Annotated in this window: 16 protein-coding genes and 1 pseudogene; all 17 read right to left on the bottom strand. The window is 38.8% G+C overall.

The genetic code is table 11. From position 1 onward, the window contains the following. Nucleotides 1-46 precede the first annotated feature (46 nt). Complete coding sequence (gene skfH / locus NST22_RS01235) at nt 47-472, bottom strand: sporulation killing factor biosynthesis/export protein SkfH (protein ID WP_003246390.1); 426 nt, start codon at nt 470-472, stop codon at nt 47-49. A 4-nt stretch (nt 473-476) separates the two neighbouring features. Beyond that, nucleotides 477-992, bottom strand: a complete 516-nt coding sequence (skfG, locus tag NST22_RS01230; protein WP_003234897.1) for a sporulation killing factor biosynthesis/export protein SkfG — start codon at nt 990-992, stop codon at nt 477-479. A 46-nt stretch (nt 993-1,038) separates the two neighbouring features. Next, nucleotides 1,039-2,454 (bottom strand): sporulation killing factor system integral membrane protein, encoded by a 1,416-nt coding sequence (gene skfF / locus NST22_RS01225; protein ID WP_003234898.1) that lies wholly within the window; start codon nt 2,452-2,454, stop codon nt 1,039-1,041. Beyond that, nucleotides 2,447-3,166, bottom strand: a complete 720-nt coding sequence (skfE, locus tag NST22_RS01220) for a sporulation killing factor ABC transporter ATP-binding protein SkfE (protein WP_003234899.1) — start codon at nt 3,164-3,166, stop codon at nt 2,447-2,449. The genes skfF and skfE overlap by 8 nt, the downstream gene beginning before the upstream one ends. Nucleotides 3,167-3,184: 18 nt before the next feature. Next, nucleotides 3,185-4,675, bottom strand: coding sequence for a sporulation killing factor biosynthesis protein SkfC (gene skfC, locus NST22_RS01215; protein ID WP_003246417.1), 1,491 nt, complete (start codon nt 4,673-4,675; stop codon nt 3,185-3,187). Further along, the gene (gene skfB / locus NST22_RS01210; protein ID WP_003234902.1) at nt 4,672-5,904 is read right to left on the bottom strand and encodes a sporulation killing factor system radical SAM maturase; all 1,233 of its coding nucleotides are present in this window, start codon (nt 5,902-5,904) and stop codon (nt 4,672-4,674) included. Before skfB ends, skfC begins: the two co-directional genes overlap by 4 nt. Nucleotides 5,905-5,970: 66 nt before the next feature. Further along, a complete protein-coding gene (skfA, locus tag NST22_RS01205) occupies nt 5,971-6,138 on the bottom strand; it encodes a sporulation killing factor (RefSeq protein WP_009966416.1) in 168 nt (55 codons plus the stop codon). Nucleotides 6,139-6,609: 471 nt separating this feature from the next. Then, nucleotides 6,610-6,952 (bottom strand): annotated as a pseudogene (locus NST22_RS01200) (glutamine--fructose-6-phosphate aminotransferase); the annotation flags it as partial. A 95-nt stretch (nt 6,953-7,047) separates the two neighbouring features. Continuing rightward, the gene (locus tag NST22_RS01195) at nt 7,048-8,220 is read right to left on the bottom strand and encodes an MFS transporter (RefSeq protein WP_003246471.1); all 1,173 of its coding nucleotides are present in this window, start codon (nt 8,218-8,220) and stop codon (nt 7,048-7,050) included. Between the two features lie 127 nt (nt 8,221-8,347). Continuing rightward, entirely contained in the window at nt 8,348-8,650 is a 303-nt protein-coding gene (locus NST22_RS01190; RefSeq protein WP_003234907.1) for a metalloregulator ArsR/SmtB family transcription factor, read from the bottom strand. A gap of 482 nt (nt 8,651-9,132) precedes the next feature. After that, nucleotides 9,133-9,507 (bottom strand): DUF2294 domain-containing protein, encoded by a 375-nt coding sequence (locus tag NST22_RS01185; RefSeq protein ID WP_003246482.1) that lies wholly within the window; start codon nt 9,505-9,507, stop codon nt 9,133-9,135. Nucleotides 9,508-9,564: 57 nt separating this feature from the next. Further along, nucleotides 9,565-9,855 (bottom strand): DUF6407 family protein, encoded by a 291-nt coding sequence (locus NST22_RS01180; protein WP_003234913.1) that lies wholly within the window; start codon nt 9,853-9,855, stop codon nt 9,565-9,567. 63 nt (nt 9,856-9,918) lie between these two features. Then, nucleotides 9,919-10,446, bottom strand: coding sequence for a carbonic anhydrase (locus tag NST22_RS01175; protein ID WP_003246329.1), 528 nt, complete (start codon nt 10,444-10,446; stop codon nt 9,919-9,921). A 76-nt stretch (nt 10,447-10,522) separates the two neighbouring features. Further along, complete coding sequence (locus NST22_RS01170) at nt 10,523-13,138, bottom strand: YbcC family protein (RefSeq protein WP_003234917.1); 2,616 nt, start codon at nt 13,136-13,138, stop codon at nt 10,523-10,525. A gap of 14 nt (nt 13,139-13,152) precedes the next feature. Further along, nucleotides 13,153-14,670, bottom strand: coding sequence for an NADH dehydrogenase subunit 5 (locus tag NST22_RS01165; RefSeq protein ID WP_003234919.1), 1,518 nt, complete (start codon nt 14,668-14,670; stop codon nt 13,153-13,155). A gap of 518 nt (nt 14,671-15,188) precedes the next feature. Next, nucleotides 15,189-15,728, bottom strand: coding sequence for a methylated-DNA--[protein]-cysteine S-methyltransferase (gene adaB / locus NST22_RS01160; RefSeq protein WP_003246311.1), 540 nt, complete (start codon nt 15,726-15,728; stop codon nt 15,189-15,191). Continuing rightward, nucleotides 15,715-16,350, bottom strand: a complete 636-nt coding sequence (gene adaA / locus NST22_RS01155) for a bifunctional transcriptional activator/DNA repair enzyme AdaA (RefSeq protein WP_003234924.1) — start codon at nt 16,348-16,350, stop codon at nt 15,715-15,717. The genes adaB and adaA overlap by 14 nt, the downstream gene beginning before the upstream one ends. Nucleotides 16,351-16,545: the final 195 nt, after the last annotated feature.

Below are 16,545 nucleotides of genomic sequence, written 5' to 3'. Positions count from 1 at the left end.
TCATCATAATATTCAACCGTTTGTCGCACATACAAGACGGAAAATTTCACAAGCCTGCAATCTTTTTTAACATCTTATCCCAACCAACATCTCCCATCGTTTTAGTAATGATCTGACCGTATTGACTTAATAGACAAAAGCTGGGGATGCCTTGTACGTGACAAGTTGTGACGATCTCATAGTTTTGGTCTAATACAATCGGAATAGCTAGTCCCCTATCAAGAGCATACGTCAAGACAACCTCCATAGATTTCTCTTCTTCTATATAGGGGACATGTACTCCGATTACTTTCACATTCATATCCTTTATATCTTGAAGGACTTTGTCTGTTAATTGGTGACAGTTTGGACAGCTCATTGACCAAAAATAAAGAAGAAGATATGTGTCACTTGGAAATGTAAAATCATTCTGTGATTGATTCAACCATGGTAAATGACTTGGCCATTCAGTCAACATTTGTTCATCTTTCATCCTTTCAGTCCTCCTTATCTTTCAGCTGAAAAGCAATCAGCTTTCCTAATGCCTCTTCAGCCGCAAACGGAGCAACTATTCCTGAAGGATGTTCATGCTCGTATTTTAGACATTTATACATCTTAGGTTCAATGCAAGACGGATCAATCCATGCAATACACCAAGATGCCCAAAAGCACGATTGCCCTTCACTTTCTTGAGCGATTTTGATGACAAAGGGCAGACTGGGCTTCCCGATTCTCATTAATGAAATCGCCGCTGCCATTCTTGTATCTTCCGCATGACTTTTTAATAAACATGATAGCTCCTCCGCTGCTTCACTCGCGTCTTCCCCAAACTCACCTAAAACAGCTGCAGCAATATTACACAAAGAGCCTTCCTCTTTTAAGGCCTCAACCAAAACTGGTATTGCATCTTTTCCCGATTTCTTTAGCTCACCTATCGCTTGAACAATTGTGATCTCATTTGTATTCGCTAAATTCTGAACAGATAACGACAATTTATCACCATTTGAATTCATAAAAGAGCCCCTCTCCTCGTTTTAAAACAATAACTCTACATAACCACTATCTGAAACGATAAAACAGGCACCAACTTAGGCTCCCTATGCAGACGACCACCACTAATGTATACCAGTCAGCAGTCAATAAATGAATGACATACAAACAAATGCCGCTCAGGCCTAATGCCATAAAAAATGACTTGTAGTATTGAGGCAATGAAAGCTTAATATCGTTTCGGTTTGTATGGGTAAAAGCAAAAAGCCTTATTGTCATGAACCATATATATATCCCTAAGCCATATATATACCAATAAACTAAATTCCCAACTGCCATAAAAGTAATAGAAACACAGTAAAGAATATACAACCAGACTGTATTCGTCAGCTCTAGAATAATGATTTTTTTCCAAAGGGCACCGGGGAATAAATGAAGGGTGCCTGATTGAGAATGTCTGACAATTCCTGAATAATAGGAACTTAACATGACTGCCGAGACGATAAGAAAGAATAGAAGATAAAACCATTCTGGATACATGAAAATGACGACATAAAAGACGCCACTGAGCATGACCGTATGAATGCTATGAAAAAATAAATATTTTTTAAAAAGCAACAGTTCCAACCACAGAAAAGACCAAATGCCATTTAGACCTTGCAAGCCCCACCAAGTCGTTTTTGGTTTCTGTATAATTTGACCTGAACCAAATTGACGTTCTTGAAATTCCTCCCAGAATTCAGCTTCTTTCACCAACGATTCCTTCATTTCTACCTGACGGCTCGTAAAAGCAATTGTCATAAAAGAGACTGTGATAATCCCAATAAATACAACCACATACAACGGTGACAATGTATCAAACACTAATCCAACGCCACTAATAAAACGGGCAATGCTCTCCCATATCCCAGATGAATGTTGGAGAAAGAAGAAGCGATAAAGACATATGGAGTAAATGCCTAACATTAGAAGAAAGACTAAAACGTATACCCTTTTCATTTTCTTCACTGTTCTGGCACAAGAGACCGACATCAACCACACTTCAGCGATAAAAAAGAGCCCTACAAAAATTATGGATCGGCCTAATAAATTGATATGATCACCAGACAGAAGCACAATTAATACATCACCGAATATGGCTGAGATGATCCAAAGCAACGCCTTCCAAGTGACGCTGAAAAATAAAACACTATACACAACTTTTGAAAAAGATGTGGCAGTGCCATAAAGCCATATAATATCTGCCATTTGACTTGGTAATCGATTTGAAAAAAGTCCAAATGCCGTATAAAGGATAAAAACACCTGTAAGTACCCAACCAGCAATACTCATATCCCATGTCGTAGATCTAGAAACAAAACTTACTTGAAATCCGATGGCCCCAACAAAAAGGAGCATGATCAAAAAAGGCATTTTTTTTTCCTGACCTTGACTTACAAAACGCCTTTTTGACTGAAGCCATAAAAAAGAAATGATATTATTCATCTGACCATTCCCCTAGAAGACGAATCACTTCTTTTCTCCATTCCGCTTGTTCTTCGAATTGAGGAACATACAAATCCTGCATGAGTTTGCCGTCTCTAATTAATATCACCCTGTCTGCTGTCTCTATAACAAACTCTAGACTATGAGTTGATACAAATGCTGAACACCCTTGATCGGTTTTAGTTTTTAACCAGTTAGAGAGCCACTGTTTTGATGGGATATCAAGGCCCACAGTCGGTTCGTCTAATATATACAGCAAAGCGTCTTGAACAATCGCCCCCGCCAGGACAACCCGCTGCTTTTGGCCTCTTGACAGCTGACCACACAATTGGTTTGCTTTCTCCTCCAAGTGCACTTCCTTCAATGCATGATAAACCCTTTCTTTTACATCTTTTTTACCTGGATGATATCCTCTTGCCCTAAACTGAATATGTTCAGCAGCAGTTAAAGCGGGATACAAATATGGCTGATCAGGAATAAGCGCGACTTTTTTTTGAACATTTATATCTCCTGGAGGAGAACCCTCAATGAGGATATCTCCTTTATCCGGCTTATAGAGACCTGTCAAACATCGAATTGTCGTTGTTTTTCCAGCTCCATTTGGCCCCAATAGCGCCACGATTTCTCCTCGTTGAATTGAGAAAGACAAATGTTCAACCCCATCACCATTTCGATAGCATTTGCTTAAATTTTGTACTTGCATCAATTGCATCAAATCTTCTCCTAATCATTAGAGTGAAGTATGCTTTGGCTGATCATGATGCATATGTTTCTGAAGCTTGAACTGCCACAGCGGCATACAGACGAGTACTAAATTATGAATGAAATGAGCTACTAATACACAAATAAAACCAAATTTGATGAAGAGAACTCCCAGAAAGCAACCGAATATAAATAGATGCAGCCAACGTATCCACCTTGGGTCATATCCAGTTACTTGGTGCATCACCGCCCATAAAAAGGAAGATACAATAATGGAGATGAGGATATTTCCACTCATCCACCAAATGACTGGAATCATTAATAGCCGATAGATGACCTCTTCTCCAATTGAACTTTGTATGCTCATATTCAATCCTTGCCTAAAGGTAAAACCTGATAGAAAGACAGTTCGGTTAGAAAGCTCAGGTGAAATTCGTAAATATTGCTTTTTCTCCAATAAGTTAAACAGCAGAGAAGTCACTCCTAAACTAATGAGCCCTGCTCCTATTCCATAGAAAATCTGAACTATTGGTTGTTCAAACGTTTTCCATCCAAAATCACCAGCAAGCGCATTTCCTGCCAATGAACATATAAATACTACAAATCCTGTTAATAATCCTGTAAGAAGTGTAGACAAAATACCTAATAAACTGACCGTTTTGACACTCATTCTTGCATCATAAGCATTTACAATTGTTAATTGAATATCTTCTTTCAGCGTCAATGACTGGCATATTATAATCAACAAACCCAGAACAAGACTGAAGATTATGCTTGTTTGCACATCCATAAATACAAGGATGAGAATCGCAAGGATCATCGCTAAAGCTGAACCCAGCATACCAGATACTCCGAATGTCGATTCCACTTGTTCATCTCGAATGACTTTACTCATTTGATCTGTTAGTATTTCTTGTTCAGTACCAATATAAGAAATTCGGCCGCCCTGTAATTCAACAGTCACTTTGAGCCGAATATCTCCCGCTTCCGCTATGTACCAATAAGTACTGACCTCGCGAAAATCCTCCTCTTTTTTACCAGTACCAGTCATATTTGCTCTAGACCAAAGTCCATCAGGTGAAGCCATTAACCTCTGCTTGAGTGTCTCTGGAGAAACTTGTTCAAACTTCCCCGAAAGGGTTTTTTTCGGAACATCCGCATAAAAAAAAGTGATTTCTCGATTGGCATTGACACCAACTACAAATGATTGATTCTGGTGAACGAAACGGACTCTCCATGATTCGACCAACCCAACATCATATAAAACCTTTCTATTTTTCTTAAGTATGCCTAAGTGATGAAGTTTATTTACTGTATCGTGGTCATACCAATATACTGAATAAAAATCCCAGTTCTCTACATCTATCCCAACAAACTCTTTTATAAATTGAATGCTTATTTCTTTTGCCTCATCTTTGCTTAAGAGTAGTGAAGCAATTGTTGGGGGTTTGAATTTAATAAATAACAGTAATCCAACAACTGCTAAAATACTCCAGAACACCAATGATAGACTATTCATTCCTGAATCCCTGCCTTGACTTCTTTTTGAAAAGGTAAGTCCGGTTCAGATAGCTCAATTTTCCCTATACATTTGCAATTTTTTGCTTCACATTTTAACTGAAGCAAACGAGCAGGTGAACCAATGTCAGCCATGCTATCTTCTAAAATATGCCCTAGCGGCAAATCTTCTAATTGGCAAGGAGTTACGTATCCATCTGCTCTTATATACCAAGCAAGATATCCTGGTGTACAAAAATCTGTTGTGAACGAACTCTCTTCGTGCTCCCAATCAATTATGTTCAGGCGATCTCCCCATTTATGACGTGCTTCCCTAAGCTGTATTTGAACCATTTCTTCAAAATCAATATCCAAAGCCTTAAAGCCTTCTGTCGCACGTCCAACAGATAACGTTTTTCCTGCACGAAAGATAAAAGCACCCGCATTGGCACATTGCTCCACCACATCTGATACTTCATCAGCATTGGACTCATTAATGGTCATAGCGACAATCACTGGAATGTTTGCTTCTGATAATTTTTTAATGGTATTCATACTTTCTTTAAAGCCGCCTTTTCTGCCTCTTAATTGGTCATGTGTATTATCCATACCATCAATACTAATCTGTACAGAAACATTGCCTAAGTGACTAAGTAATTCAACTTCTTCATCTCGCCAGTTCAATCCATTACTAAATACATTCACATTGGTAAACAACGAACTTGCAACAACGACTAATTCTTTAAACCCTTTGATCAGCTTTGCTTCACCCCCGGTCAGCGTAATATCAGCAACTCCATGGGCTGCTAGCTTTTGCATAACCAATATCCATTGTTCACTAGATAATTCCTCAGGATATGGTTTACCTGAGCTGGCATAGCAAAACGAACAGCTTAAATTACAAGCATTTGTCAACTGTAAGGTACAACTAATAGGTAAATATGAATCTAGCGAACCCGAAACGTGTAAAGGCTGATCTAACAGCCCTTCCGTCCAAGCCTCCGTAAATGGATGGGCACTAAGCTCTTCTTTTAATTGGTCAGCACTCATCTCTTCTTTTTTCATAATCTCCCAAATACGTGCCGTTTTATGAAGATTTTTGTTTTTTGATAACAGAAACGCCAACTGTGCTCCACGTCCACTGAGTCTGAAATAAAACATACTTTTTCTATCAATCATTACAGCACCATGAGGCTGTAAATGAACCGCTAACTCTGGCAAATCAAAATCTTTAACACGATCATATGACATATAAAATCCCCCTTAAGAGAAAATAAGGAGTATAAGCAAATACGCTCAACTCCCTATTCTCAAATGTTAAATAGCTCTCATAGCAGGATGCGGAAGTGCACAAACACGTGTCATAGCAATACTCTTCGAGGCCCAACAGCCCATGCAGCCAGCAGCTTTCACAATCGAAGTACCTCCCGGCTTCATAAGTCCTTTTTTACTCACAGATTCCCATTCTTTTTGGTTTCTTTTCATAAGTAAACCTCCTCTCAATTTTTGCATAGAGTCTATTGACATAGCTCCCATGCGATACGATAATACCAGATTGCAATTGTCGAAGTAAGGGGGATTTTGTATATTATCCTAAAAATTACATTAATTAGTATAAATAGAATATTTTAACCCTTTAAAAATAGAAAAGCTGACAAGCTATCCTCTCGAGAAAAACAGGAGCTCACCCCTAATTTTCCACTTATGTTTTGAATATTTTCTTGTTCTATAAACAAAACGTCAAAAAGACGGTCCATTATGTTATAAAAATTCTGATGCCTAATAGATTGACAAAAAATCTCTTCGAGGAAATTAAATCAAGAGATTATTTTCAAATAAACTTTAGTGATTAAGAAAGCAATGACTTTGGTTAAATGAATGAAGTCTCCTGTAATTTAAATCAAATATCTATACTAAAAACCCCTTCGGCTAAAATATCCAGAGGGGTTAAACATCTTACTCCACAGTAACACTCTTCATTACGCTGCTTATCGACATCACAACCGAGATGCAGGGCAGCATTAGTAAGCAATCAGCTGCAATCGACAACGGAAACAGAGCAAGCGCTGTGTTTACTTCCGGCAATACGAATCTGTCATCCGCATTGTCTAGGCCTTTCAGCGAGATGATGCAAGTGTTTACTCCCCAAGTGGCAACTTCCTTGACGTTTACGCGGATGTTCAGGTTTACGTTCTCTTGTGTTTCCAGTGTTCGATCAAGGCAATCGTACTGTACTTCAGCTCGCCGCGGCAAAGCCTTAAGAAATCTCATTCAGCTTCAGTGCACCTTCGACACATACAGAACGATGTCGGCCCTTGGAAGACTCATGCATGGACTGACTACGCTAAAAAAAACACCCGCTTGTATAACGAGCGGATGTTAGAACTTTCGAAATTATTGATTGATATCTTTTAGCGCTTGTTTCGGTTGCGAATTGAAAATCAGCAATGATGCAATAATTGCAATCATAACCCCTAACGCACCAACCCAGGTAATCGAGGCCAATGATACGTTTTCCACAAAAACCCCTCCTATACCTGCGCCGACCGCCATGGCGAATTGCATCATTGACTGATTCATGCTAAGCAAAACACCTGACATTTCCGGTTCTATTGTAGCCAGGTGAAATTGCTGTGTCGGACCGGTGGACCATGCGGCAAACGACCATAATATGAGAATCACCAACACTCCGATATAGGAATGAGTAACAAGTGACAGCAGAATCAGTGTGACGATATGCAACGTCATCCCGCCAACGAGTGTAAAGGGCACTCCCCATTTATCGGTGCTATATCCCCCAAACTTCGATCCAACCAAACTGGCAATTCCAAATATAAGCAAAACACCGCTGAGCAGCTTGCCATTTATACCTGAGATGTTCAAGAGATACGGTGACAAATAAGTGTAAGCAACAGAATATCCCCCGAGCCAGAAGAAAGTGATTGATAATCCCATAGCCACTTTCCGTTTTTTGAAAAGAGCAAGCTGTTGAAGCAAAGGCACAGGCTTATCCCCTTCAGTATACGGAAGAGTAAAGAAAATAACGACCATTGCGATCAATCCCAACAAAGCAATGGCTCCAAATACAGACTTCCAGCCTAATGCTACTGCTATCATTCTTCCAAGCGGAACACCAATGATTAAAGAAGCGGTAAATCCCATCACGACCGTAGCGATGGCACTGCCCTGCTTCCCTTCCGATGCAATCTTAGCGGCAATCGTTAATGCGGTGACAACAACCACACCTGCTCCCATCGCCATAATGATCCGCGCTGCAATAAACCATCCATAACCAGGCAGTACAAAAGCCAGGACATTACCGAACACAAACAAACCTAGGGCATACATCATCAATTTGCGTCTATCCATACTTGCTGTCAACGCCATAAGTACGGGTGTAGAAAGAGCATATACAAGTGAGAAAATGGTAATAAGCTGGCCCGCGGCAGCTAAAGTGATCCCGAGAGTATGAGCAATTTGATCCAAAATTCCGGAAATGATGTACTCTGAGGTTCCAACTAAAAAGCTGACAATGGCTAAAATATAAATTTTCCAAGTGTTAGACATAAAACATTCACTCCTTAATTATTAATAAACATATCACGAATTATCGATATGTTATTATAAAAAAATAAACACATCGTAATATGTCGATATGTATGGTGTAAAAATAAACATCTTTTGATGTTTATTTTTATATCTCTGTTTTAAGAAAGTCAGCAAGTTTCCCAATGGCTTCTTCATCTCTTTTATAATACGTGTACTTTCCGATTCGCTCCGCCTTAATTAGGCCGGCTCTTAAAAGGATGGTAAGATATTGAGAAGCTGTCGATTGCGTCATTTTCAATTTGTCTGTTATTTGACTGACACATACCCCGATTGTGTTCATATCAATCCCTTCATGGGGTGCAAAATGACGATCGGGCTCCTTCAGCCATTGTAAAATTTGCAGCCTTGATTCATTTGATAAGGCTTTGAATACTTCAATTGGTTCCATATCGATTATTATATCGTTATATTTCGATATGTCAATCCGTTTTTTGGATATATTTAATTAAAGGTTTATCTCTGACTAATTCCGTGAAATGAAACTGAAGACAGCATATCAATTTTGTTCACCGCTTAAATTTATCAGCAAGCTTTACGAAGTTGGTCTCATAATCATGTCACTAAACACTTGGGGAAACCCGGCAGGTGACAAGGATGTTTTCAAATATTGTTCAAGTGACTAATCACCAGCATCAAATTCATGTATTTAAAATAGATGTAAAAAAACATCCGCTCATAACAACAGCGGATGTTAGATCTTTCGACAGGAATAACATGACAGTGTACTATGAATTGACATCTCTTTATGTCCGCTTAGGATATGAATAAAAGTTATCAATGATACCATAATTGTAAAACAAAAGAATCGGCAGTTCTTTATGTTCAATTCACAACAAATTCCACACCGTCAAAACATTTATTTTCTTTAGATTATAAGATCTTTTCCAAATTTTTCTCTAGATCATTACATAATTTAAATACCATCACTCGTTCACCTGTCCGGGAGCTTAAATCAGTATGAAAACTTTTCACTTTTTCTCCGGTTATTTTTAAGATAATATCCTTAAGGCCTTCTATACCTGATTCGACTAACTCTGAACGAGTTTGTTTGATAGATAACATACCCTCTTTTGATCCACAAACTACATATTCGGCTGGTGTTAAAATCCCTTTTAAATTGACGATGATCATGTCCCGCAGTATATCAGTCTTAACAGATACAGACCCCCGCCCAAGATAATCCTTCTCCCATTGAGTAATGGACTTACTGATCTCTGATTCAATAGAACCCTTAGACTTTTTCATATCTAATACATCTCCTGAGCAAAAAAATTGGCATATTCTATTTGTGATTTCGTCTCATTAATATTCTCTTACAACATATCCTTCATATACACCTTCAATATCCAAATCAGTTTTACCGTTTCTTGTGACCACTATCATTTTGGATAACATATTTTCTTCCATCATAGAGTGGACATGCAAAAATCGAACATTTCCTGAATGGGTTTCCTCAACTTCTTCATAAGACTTTAGATGATAAAAATCAATTGCTTTTCTAATTAGTTTTTTTATACATTCCATATTTTCACGATCAAACGAGTTCATTTCCTCTATTGTTTTCGTGACAAAATCAGTTAAATTAGCGCTCATACAATCTCCTTAGAACTGCTTTCTCCATATATGGGTGCGTTTAGAAGTTAAACCTGCATTTCATCATGACAAGCAATGATCAGGCATGGCTTGACCTGTTTTAACATCAGGAACCTCCGCGATTGAGGGTTTTCCACCCTTATGATTAACGAATAAACCTCTAACTTTAACATATGACGGCACTAGGGGATGATGTCGAATCATATCAACACTTTTTTCAATGGTGTCACTGCTATTTTCATTTAGCCATTCATCGACCGTACCACCTAAAAATTCAGGCTTGCAATTTTGAAACAGATAATCCAATGTTTGTATTTTATCTTTCATTGTTTCAAGTTGAGTTAGTCCATTACCTGCAGAAGTCTTCTTATCTTTTGTTCCTACTACAAAAATCTCCTCAACATCTTCCTGGTAAATCGCAAAAATAACAGACCTCATGATTTCTCCATAAGGATGTGAAATACTGGCACCATAGCTTTGTATAGTCAACATATTCTCTGCAGAAGTGTTAGTCGCTTCTTGTAAAATAGGCTCCAAACCGTTTTCAATATCCGTCAAAAATAATACTTTTTTATTTTGGTTTACATTCATACAGCACACCTCTTCCTTATGTTTATCATTTTTGTATTGAGTAACAAATCCATTTGATAAATGCTTAGATTCATCATTACCAGCTTTCCCAACATCCTTCTGGATCAAGACTAGCCAGTCGGACCCATCCATTTTGAACTTTTTGCAGAAATGCTGAATCATGATTTAATAACCGTTCTACATATTCTCTAGGTGCTTGGATGAGTATCAATAAACGAAGAGGAGAATGATAGGCCTCGTGATCTGATTCCATGACGGATTGCCAAGGCAGTCCGGCTAACAAATCGCTTGCATTCCCCTGCATAACGCCGAGACCTGCAGTAACGGTTTGAGTTGCTTTATTTCCGCTGCCATAATAATGAGGTGCTACCGTTGATGCGTAATATTGTAAATTAATCCATTGGGCTACAGTTCCAGGTCCTACAATAATATTTGCTAGGAGTTCACCGCTTTCATCCTGCTTCCAATCATAATTATGGAGAAAGGCTCTGCCTTCCAAATCACAATCCTGAGTTAATTCACGTTTACCGATAATAAAAGCGGCATTACGAGCCAGTCCCCATTCCGGACGTATCTCACTCCAATCTTCCGCAAATCGGTTTGCCTCAGCCTTCGGATTTTTTAGCTTCGATTGGAAATTCGGTAATTGGGCTAGACGTTCTGCGTTTACATGATGTCTCACTTTCGGCATAACGGCTTCAATTTGTTCAAATGCTTCTTGTGCAGCTTCGGAAAGCTCTGGTACATAAAGCCAATGTAATTCATCTACTGTTGTATTATGTTCAGCTGCTGCAAAAACTGTATCCTCAGGAATTTTAATTCCTTCAGCTAAAAGAGCTTCTCGTACCTCTGATAGATTACATAAAGCAGCTAAAACTCTTGCATTGAATCCACCGGCCGCTCCACCACAGGCACCACAATCAAGGGCTGCAGAATAAGGATTATTAGTACTTTGACTGCCATGCCCACAAATCACGACCAATGGTGCGATGTTCTCTGTTAACCCCATCATTTTTAATGCTTGGCGAGCATAGTTCACTTTTTCTTCATCAGTAAAACCCACAGGTATTTCTGCCTCTGTAGCATCATGATGAAGCGAGAGTTTTGTATCAGGTTTGCGTAACCAAGCCTCACGGAGATTACGAATGAAACGACCCGCCTTTCTTGGCACAAAGCTACGGGCTGCCATTTGCAGAGTAAGCCAAGGTCCACTTAGCTCAGGCAGTAGTAAGCTCGAAAGCGCATTCTGCTTCATCGTTTTAAAGGTATGGCTTAAAGAATGAATTGCTTGCTTCCGTTGATTGTATTTTTTGAATACATCCTCATCTGCGAACTCTTTTATTTTATTTTGCGGTTTTTGTATGATCGGCAAGGAAGCATGACTGTGTTTACTGCCAAGTTCACAAGTTGCAATCGGCACCCCGAAGAAACCAGCAATACCAATCGTTTCAAACGGGCCTTCTTTTTCTAGTTGACGACGAAAAGGTTCTGATCGTACATCGATGCAGAATGCTAATTGAGCTAATGCAGATTTTTCACGGCCGGTTTCACGTTGTTTCGAGATGATCTTCTGGCTTAATCGATCAGTGTACGTTTGTTCCCAAGCTTCTAACCAAAGTTTCTTGCGAAGTTTCTCATCAAAGCTGTAGGCAAATGATAAATATTCGTTTTGTTCACTGGCCGTCATCTGTGACCATTCTTCTAATGTAAGCCCACCCCAATGAATCCAAGCTGCTATAAGGGGAGCAATTGAAATTGTTTTCTTAGATCGTTCATTAGTCAAAGGTAAGTATGGCTTTATAAGAGCCCACTCCATGGATATTCGAACCGCTAAATATTCTGTTAGTAGTGCATGTTCGTGGCTCGATTGTTGGGAGCGCCAAAGCATCATCCCTGCCCATCCAGGTAATGAAAGTAAATGACCTTCAAGATAAGTCTGGATTTCTGACTCTGGGATTTCTAGTGCGAATAAAGCTTCTTGTAAAGCCAAATGTGCCTCTTTCGGCCAACCTTTTACCCTTTCTCGCTGCTTTTTGCTAAGTGCTGGATCATATTGAATAAGATGCTGCCAAGCACGATAGAAACCTTCCTCACGATTAGGCATTGTCCAACCCGCTTGAGAGTCATCAAGATATAATTTACTCCATTTAATGACATGATGATCTAGTATATTGACTAGCCTTTCACCATCTTGATTCTCTATATACGAACTTAGTGGCTGCATAAACACATTCTCGATATGATCCAATCCACTACATTCACTTACTAATTTCTCCAGCTCATGTGATGATAAAAGGTCGGAAGGCAGGGGATCTAACTTTAATGCAGCATGACAAAATCGCTCTGCTACGTCCCGTGGGATGTGATAGGAATGTGAATCAAGCCAACGCTGCAGCCCCATTTCCACAAAATCTTCATCAATCTCACCTTTATTCTTTGCTGAACGGATCATAGACGCACTAGGGTATATATCAACATCGCGAGTGTTTTTCAACCAACTTGCAACCTGATCAAAAGGTTGGTTTTCAAGTCCCATCCACGGATTACGTGCAGCAAATGTAGAAATAGGCCAAAGTGGCGCAATCACTCGGCTGGCAGATGTAATGAAAACGTTAAGATCCCTTTCTTGAACATCAATATCTGTATCTATCTTTTTTACATTATCTTTCGTTAATACGGATGTAATGCCCATCTCAGATTAGCTCCTTATGAAATATATTGTTTAAGGTAGTCTGGGTGACTCTCTACTGACTTTGGTTTTGCTTCACCTAATCGGACTAACCAAAGATAGAGTACCGCGAAAAAAACGGAAGAACGATGACGAGCAACCCACGTACCTAAAGCACTGCCAAAGAGTAAGAGACATACGACAATCATGACAGCTGACATTGGAGGTTGAACACTTTGAAAAATGGTTGTATGCAGCCACTTATAGAAAAGGTGATGAATGATAAAATATACGAGGGCTGCTCCTCCTAAAACAGTTAAACCGGCAATCCGGCCAATTCGGCCCTCTCCAAAAGCGACAAGCTGATCCCAAGAAACGGACAATGACCACCCTAAGATCAGCGCACTGATTAAGTGATACCCGTCTCCAGGAGCAGTGAGCCAAAAAGCAACACCTATAACTAAGGATAAAATCCGACCAGCCATGACCCATAAATAGGATGTTCTTTCATTAGTGCGAGTCGATACTTCATGACGCCCTACTGCTGAACCAGCCTGTAGAAACAACGTAGCCTTGAATAAACCATGTAAAATAAGGTGAATAATGGCTGCTATATAGGCGCCTAATGCACACTGAATGAGCATAAACCCCATTTGTCCAATCGTGGAGCCTACTAACTGGCGTTTATAATCAACCTGAACTAAACTAATTCCAGTTCCAATCAATACAGAAATGCTAGCAAGCAGAAGTAAGATAATCGAAGCGATACCACCATGAAATAGAGGTGAAAATCGAGTTAGTATTATTCCTCCAGCATTTACTAAACCTGCATGCATAATTGCAGAAACTGGGGTGGGAGCAACAATAGACTCAACCAACCATCTTTGGAACGGCCATTGAGCTGCAGGAATGATCACCGCCAGTACAATCAATAGCTGAATCCCTGTTCTCTCCCATTCTCCCAGCCCAGCTAAACTTTCATTTGTTACAACCAATGATAGCTGCCATTGACCTGTGGCATGAAAAAGCCACATCATCGCAAAAAACAAAGAAAACCAACTTAACAAAAATAACCGTCCAGAAATTTTGGCTGCTTCACTAGCCACTTGCCAAGCACTGTTTAACCTTATAAGTAAGGTTAAACCAACAAGAGTTGCTCCCCAAAATAGAACCATCAAGCGGAGATCACCACTTAACCATGTCATTGAAGCAGCTCCTGTTGTGAAAGTAAAAAGCGTAAAATATTTTCGATAAGATCGATCCCCCATTAAGTAACGTACAGAAAAACGCTGAATGATGAATCCAATTGCAAGAACAAAGAAAGTCATTAAACAAGCTAAGGAATCTAAGTGCCAAGGGCCAACATTTCCACTCACACCACTATTGGCAAGAATCAGTAAGGAAACCAAAAGTGGTAAAGCCAAGATCCCAATATGAATGCGAACAAAACTCAAGGGTACACGCGGATGTAAAAACAATAGTCCACTAATCCCAGAAGCCATAAGCATAATAAAAAATAATGTTAATAATGATGACAAACTCAGCGAAACTAACATTCTAAATTCTCCCTTTTTTAAAACTCATTATTGGTCAAAAGACCTTTCAATCAGATCATATTTGTCTATTATTTATTTCAATTTTTATTTATCTCTATTTTTTTCCAACAAAAAAGCCGACAACTTCAAAATTTCAATGATTATGTTAGATCATTGAATCCTGAAAATTGTCGGCTTCACTTCAACTAACTTCAGCGAAGTTTTTTGAAGAGCTACCTTATTATTGGTCTTTACTTTATGCTATGTTTTCATTTCCTTTAATATAGTCCTGATTATCAAATAAATCGACTCATGTTCTCTTCCTTTTTTATTAGGATACTTTTTCATCCTATCAATATTTAAAATGAAATATGAAAAGAATGCTAAAGGCCTACATATTTTAAAAGGAAAAATAAACATCTGCATCGATTATTAAGTTACGTATAAGATATGCTAAATTTTAAAAGTTGTCAAGTTTATCAGTAAACTGGTCTTTACTTTCCTCTAAAAGAATCCAACCCATTATAGATGATTCACTTTCAATGAGGAACATCCATTTCAGATGAAGCTCGCTTTTCCAGATCGAGGAGCAGTGTCTTCATTTCAAATCCGCCCCGATAGCCAGTTAATGAGCCATTCTTTCCTATTACACGATGGCACGGTACAGTAATTAATACCGGATTAGCCCCAATAGCCGCACCTACAGCACGAACAGCTGCTGGTTTATTTATATCATTTGCAATGTCGGAATAGGATTTCGTCTGTCCATAAGGAATTTCACAAAGTGCATTCCAGACGGCTAGCTGAAATTGCGTACCGGCGTACTCAACTGGAACAGTAAAGTTTTTCCGCTTTCCTTCTAGATATTGAGTGATTTCAACGGCATAGGGTTCAAGCTTATCATCATCTTCAACAAGAAGACTTCCCGGAAAGCGTTTCCTAGCCCATTCGAACAATTCCTCGATTGGTTTGTTCTGTGAACCTACAAACACAAGCCCCTTTAAAGTTGAAGCAATATAAAAATTCCAATCCTTGAACATTAGTAAAGACCAATAAAGGGTTGGTTTATTTGTTTCCATTGTACGTTTCCTCCATTTTACTCATTTGACGAAATCGTGCTGGTGTCTGTCCAGTTTTCTTTTTAAATAAAGTAATAAAATAAGGCGCGTTAGCTATACCCACACATATAGCGATATCTCCAATCGCTTTATTTGTCTGAATCAAATACTTTTTAGCCGCGTGTACTCTAACTTGTTGTATATACTCAACCAGCGTAATGCCTTTAATTTTTTTAAATGTTCGATGCATATGATACGGACTCCCATGACAAATATCTGCTAACGATTCTAGCGTTAATTTTTCTGTGAAATTTTTATCAATGTATTCAGTAATTAAATCAACCCACTCGCTATCAGGCATTTTTTCATTAGTGGGCTTGCAACGTTTACAAGGGCGAAAATTTGCGCGGAGAGCTTGTTCTGTGTTTGGAAAGATACATACATTTTCTTTTTTCGGAACGCGAGATTTACAGGATGGTTTACAGAATATCCCTGTCGATTTAACAGCGTAGAAAAATTGATTATTGTACGCTGCATCATTATTTATAATTGCTTGCCACTTTTCATCTGTTATCATTTCTGCATCATTCGAAATTCTATGATCATGGCTCTCTTTATGTCCGTTATTGATACTATCCGGCATTTATCTCACCTCTCCTTACAATGCTCATCTAATTCTTTGAATTGAATCCCAATTTAAATTTTCGACACGCGTTTTTTATATCTTGGGCCATTTTTATCTACTCCCGTTTAGCATTCTTGATAACTACACTATAACCTCATAAATAGAAAAAAATAAGGTGGTTAGAATGTAATAGCAAGATAACAAAATGAGTAA

The sequence above is a fragment of the Bacillus sp. PS237 genome, from assembly GCF_037963345.1.
Classification (GTDB): domain Bacteria; phylum Bacillota; class Bacilli; order Bacillales; family Bacillaceae; genus Bacillus; species Bacillus subtilis.
Note: the sequence above shows the minus strand (reverse complement) of the source record. Positions and strands in the feature narration are given on the sequence as shown.

Excerpts from the sequence above, each read along its gene's own strand:
- skfH (WP_003246390.1), bottom strand. The coding sequence starts at position 472 with ATGAAAGATGAACAAATGTTGACTGAATGGCCAAGTCATTTACCATGG.
- skfG (WP_003234897.1), bottom strand. The coding sequence starts at position 992 with ATGAATTCAAATGGTGATAAATTGTCGTTATCTGTTCAGAATTTAGCG.
- skfF (WP_003234898.1), bottom strand. The coding sequence starts at position 2,454 with ATGAATAATATCATTTCTTTTTTATGGCTTCAGTCAAAAAGGCGTTTT.
- skfE (WP_003234899.1), bottom strand. The coding sequence starts at position 3,166 with ATGCAATTGATGCAAGTACAAAATTTAAGCAAATGCTATCGAAATGGT.
- skfC (WP_003246417.1), bottom strand. The coding sequence starts at position 4,675 with ATGAATAGTCTATCATTGGTGTTCTGGAGTATTTTAGCAGTTGTTGGA.
- skfB (WP_003234902.1), bottom strand. The coding sequence starts at position 5,904 with ATGTCATATGATCGTGTTAAAGATTTTGATTTGCCAGAGTTAGCGGTT.
- skfA (WP_009966416.1), bottom strand. The coding sequence starts at position 6,138 with ATGAAAAGAAACCAAAAAGAATGGGAATCTGTGAGTAAAAAAGGACTT.
- NST22_RS01195 (WP_003246471.1), bottom strand. The coding sequence starts at position 8,220 with ATGTCTAACACTTGGAAAATTTATATTTTAGCCATTGTCAGCTTTTTA.
- NST22_RS01190 (WP_003234907.1), bottom strand. The coding sequence starts at position 8,650 with ATGGAACCAATTGAAGTATTCAAAGCCTTATCAAATGAATCAAGGCTG.
- NST22_RS01185 (WP_003246482.1), bottom strand. The coding sequence starts at position 9,507 with ATGAAAAAGTCTAAGGGTTCTATTGAATCAGAGATCAGTAAGTCCATT.
- NST22_RS01180 (WP_003234913.1), bottom strand. The coding sequence starts at position 9,855 with ATGAGCGCTAATTTAACTGATTTTGTCACGAAAACAATAGAGGAAATG.
- NST22_RS01175 (WP_003246329.1), bottom strand. The coding sequence starts at position 10,446 with ATGAATGTAAACCAAAATAAAAAAGTATTATTTTTGACGGATATTGAA.
- NST22_RS01170 (WP_003234917.1), bottom strand. The coding sequence starts at position 13,138 with ATGGGCATTACATCCGTATTAACGAAAGATAATGTAAAAAAGATAGAT.
- NST22_RS01165 (WP_003234919.1), bottom strand. The coding sequence starts at position 14,670 with ATGTTAGTTTCGCTGAGTTTGTCATCATTATTAACATTATTTTTTATT.
- adaB (WP_003246311.1), bottom strand. The coding sequence starts at position 15,728 with ATGGAAACAAATAAACCAACCCTTTATTGGTCTTTACTAATGTTCAAG.
- adaA (WP_003234924.1), bottom strand. The coding sequence starts at position 16,350 with ATGCCGGATAGTATCAATAACGGACATAAAGAGAGCCATGATCATAGA.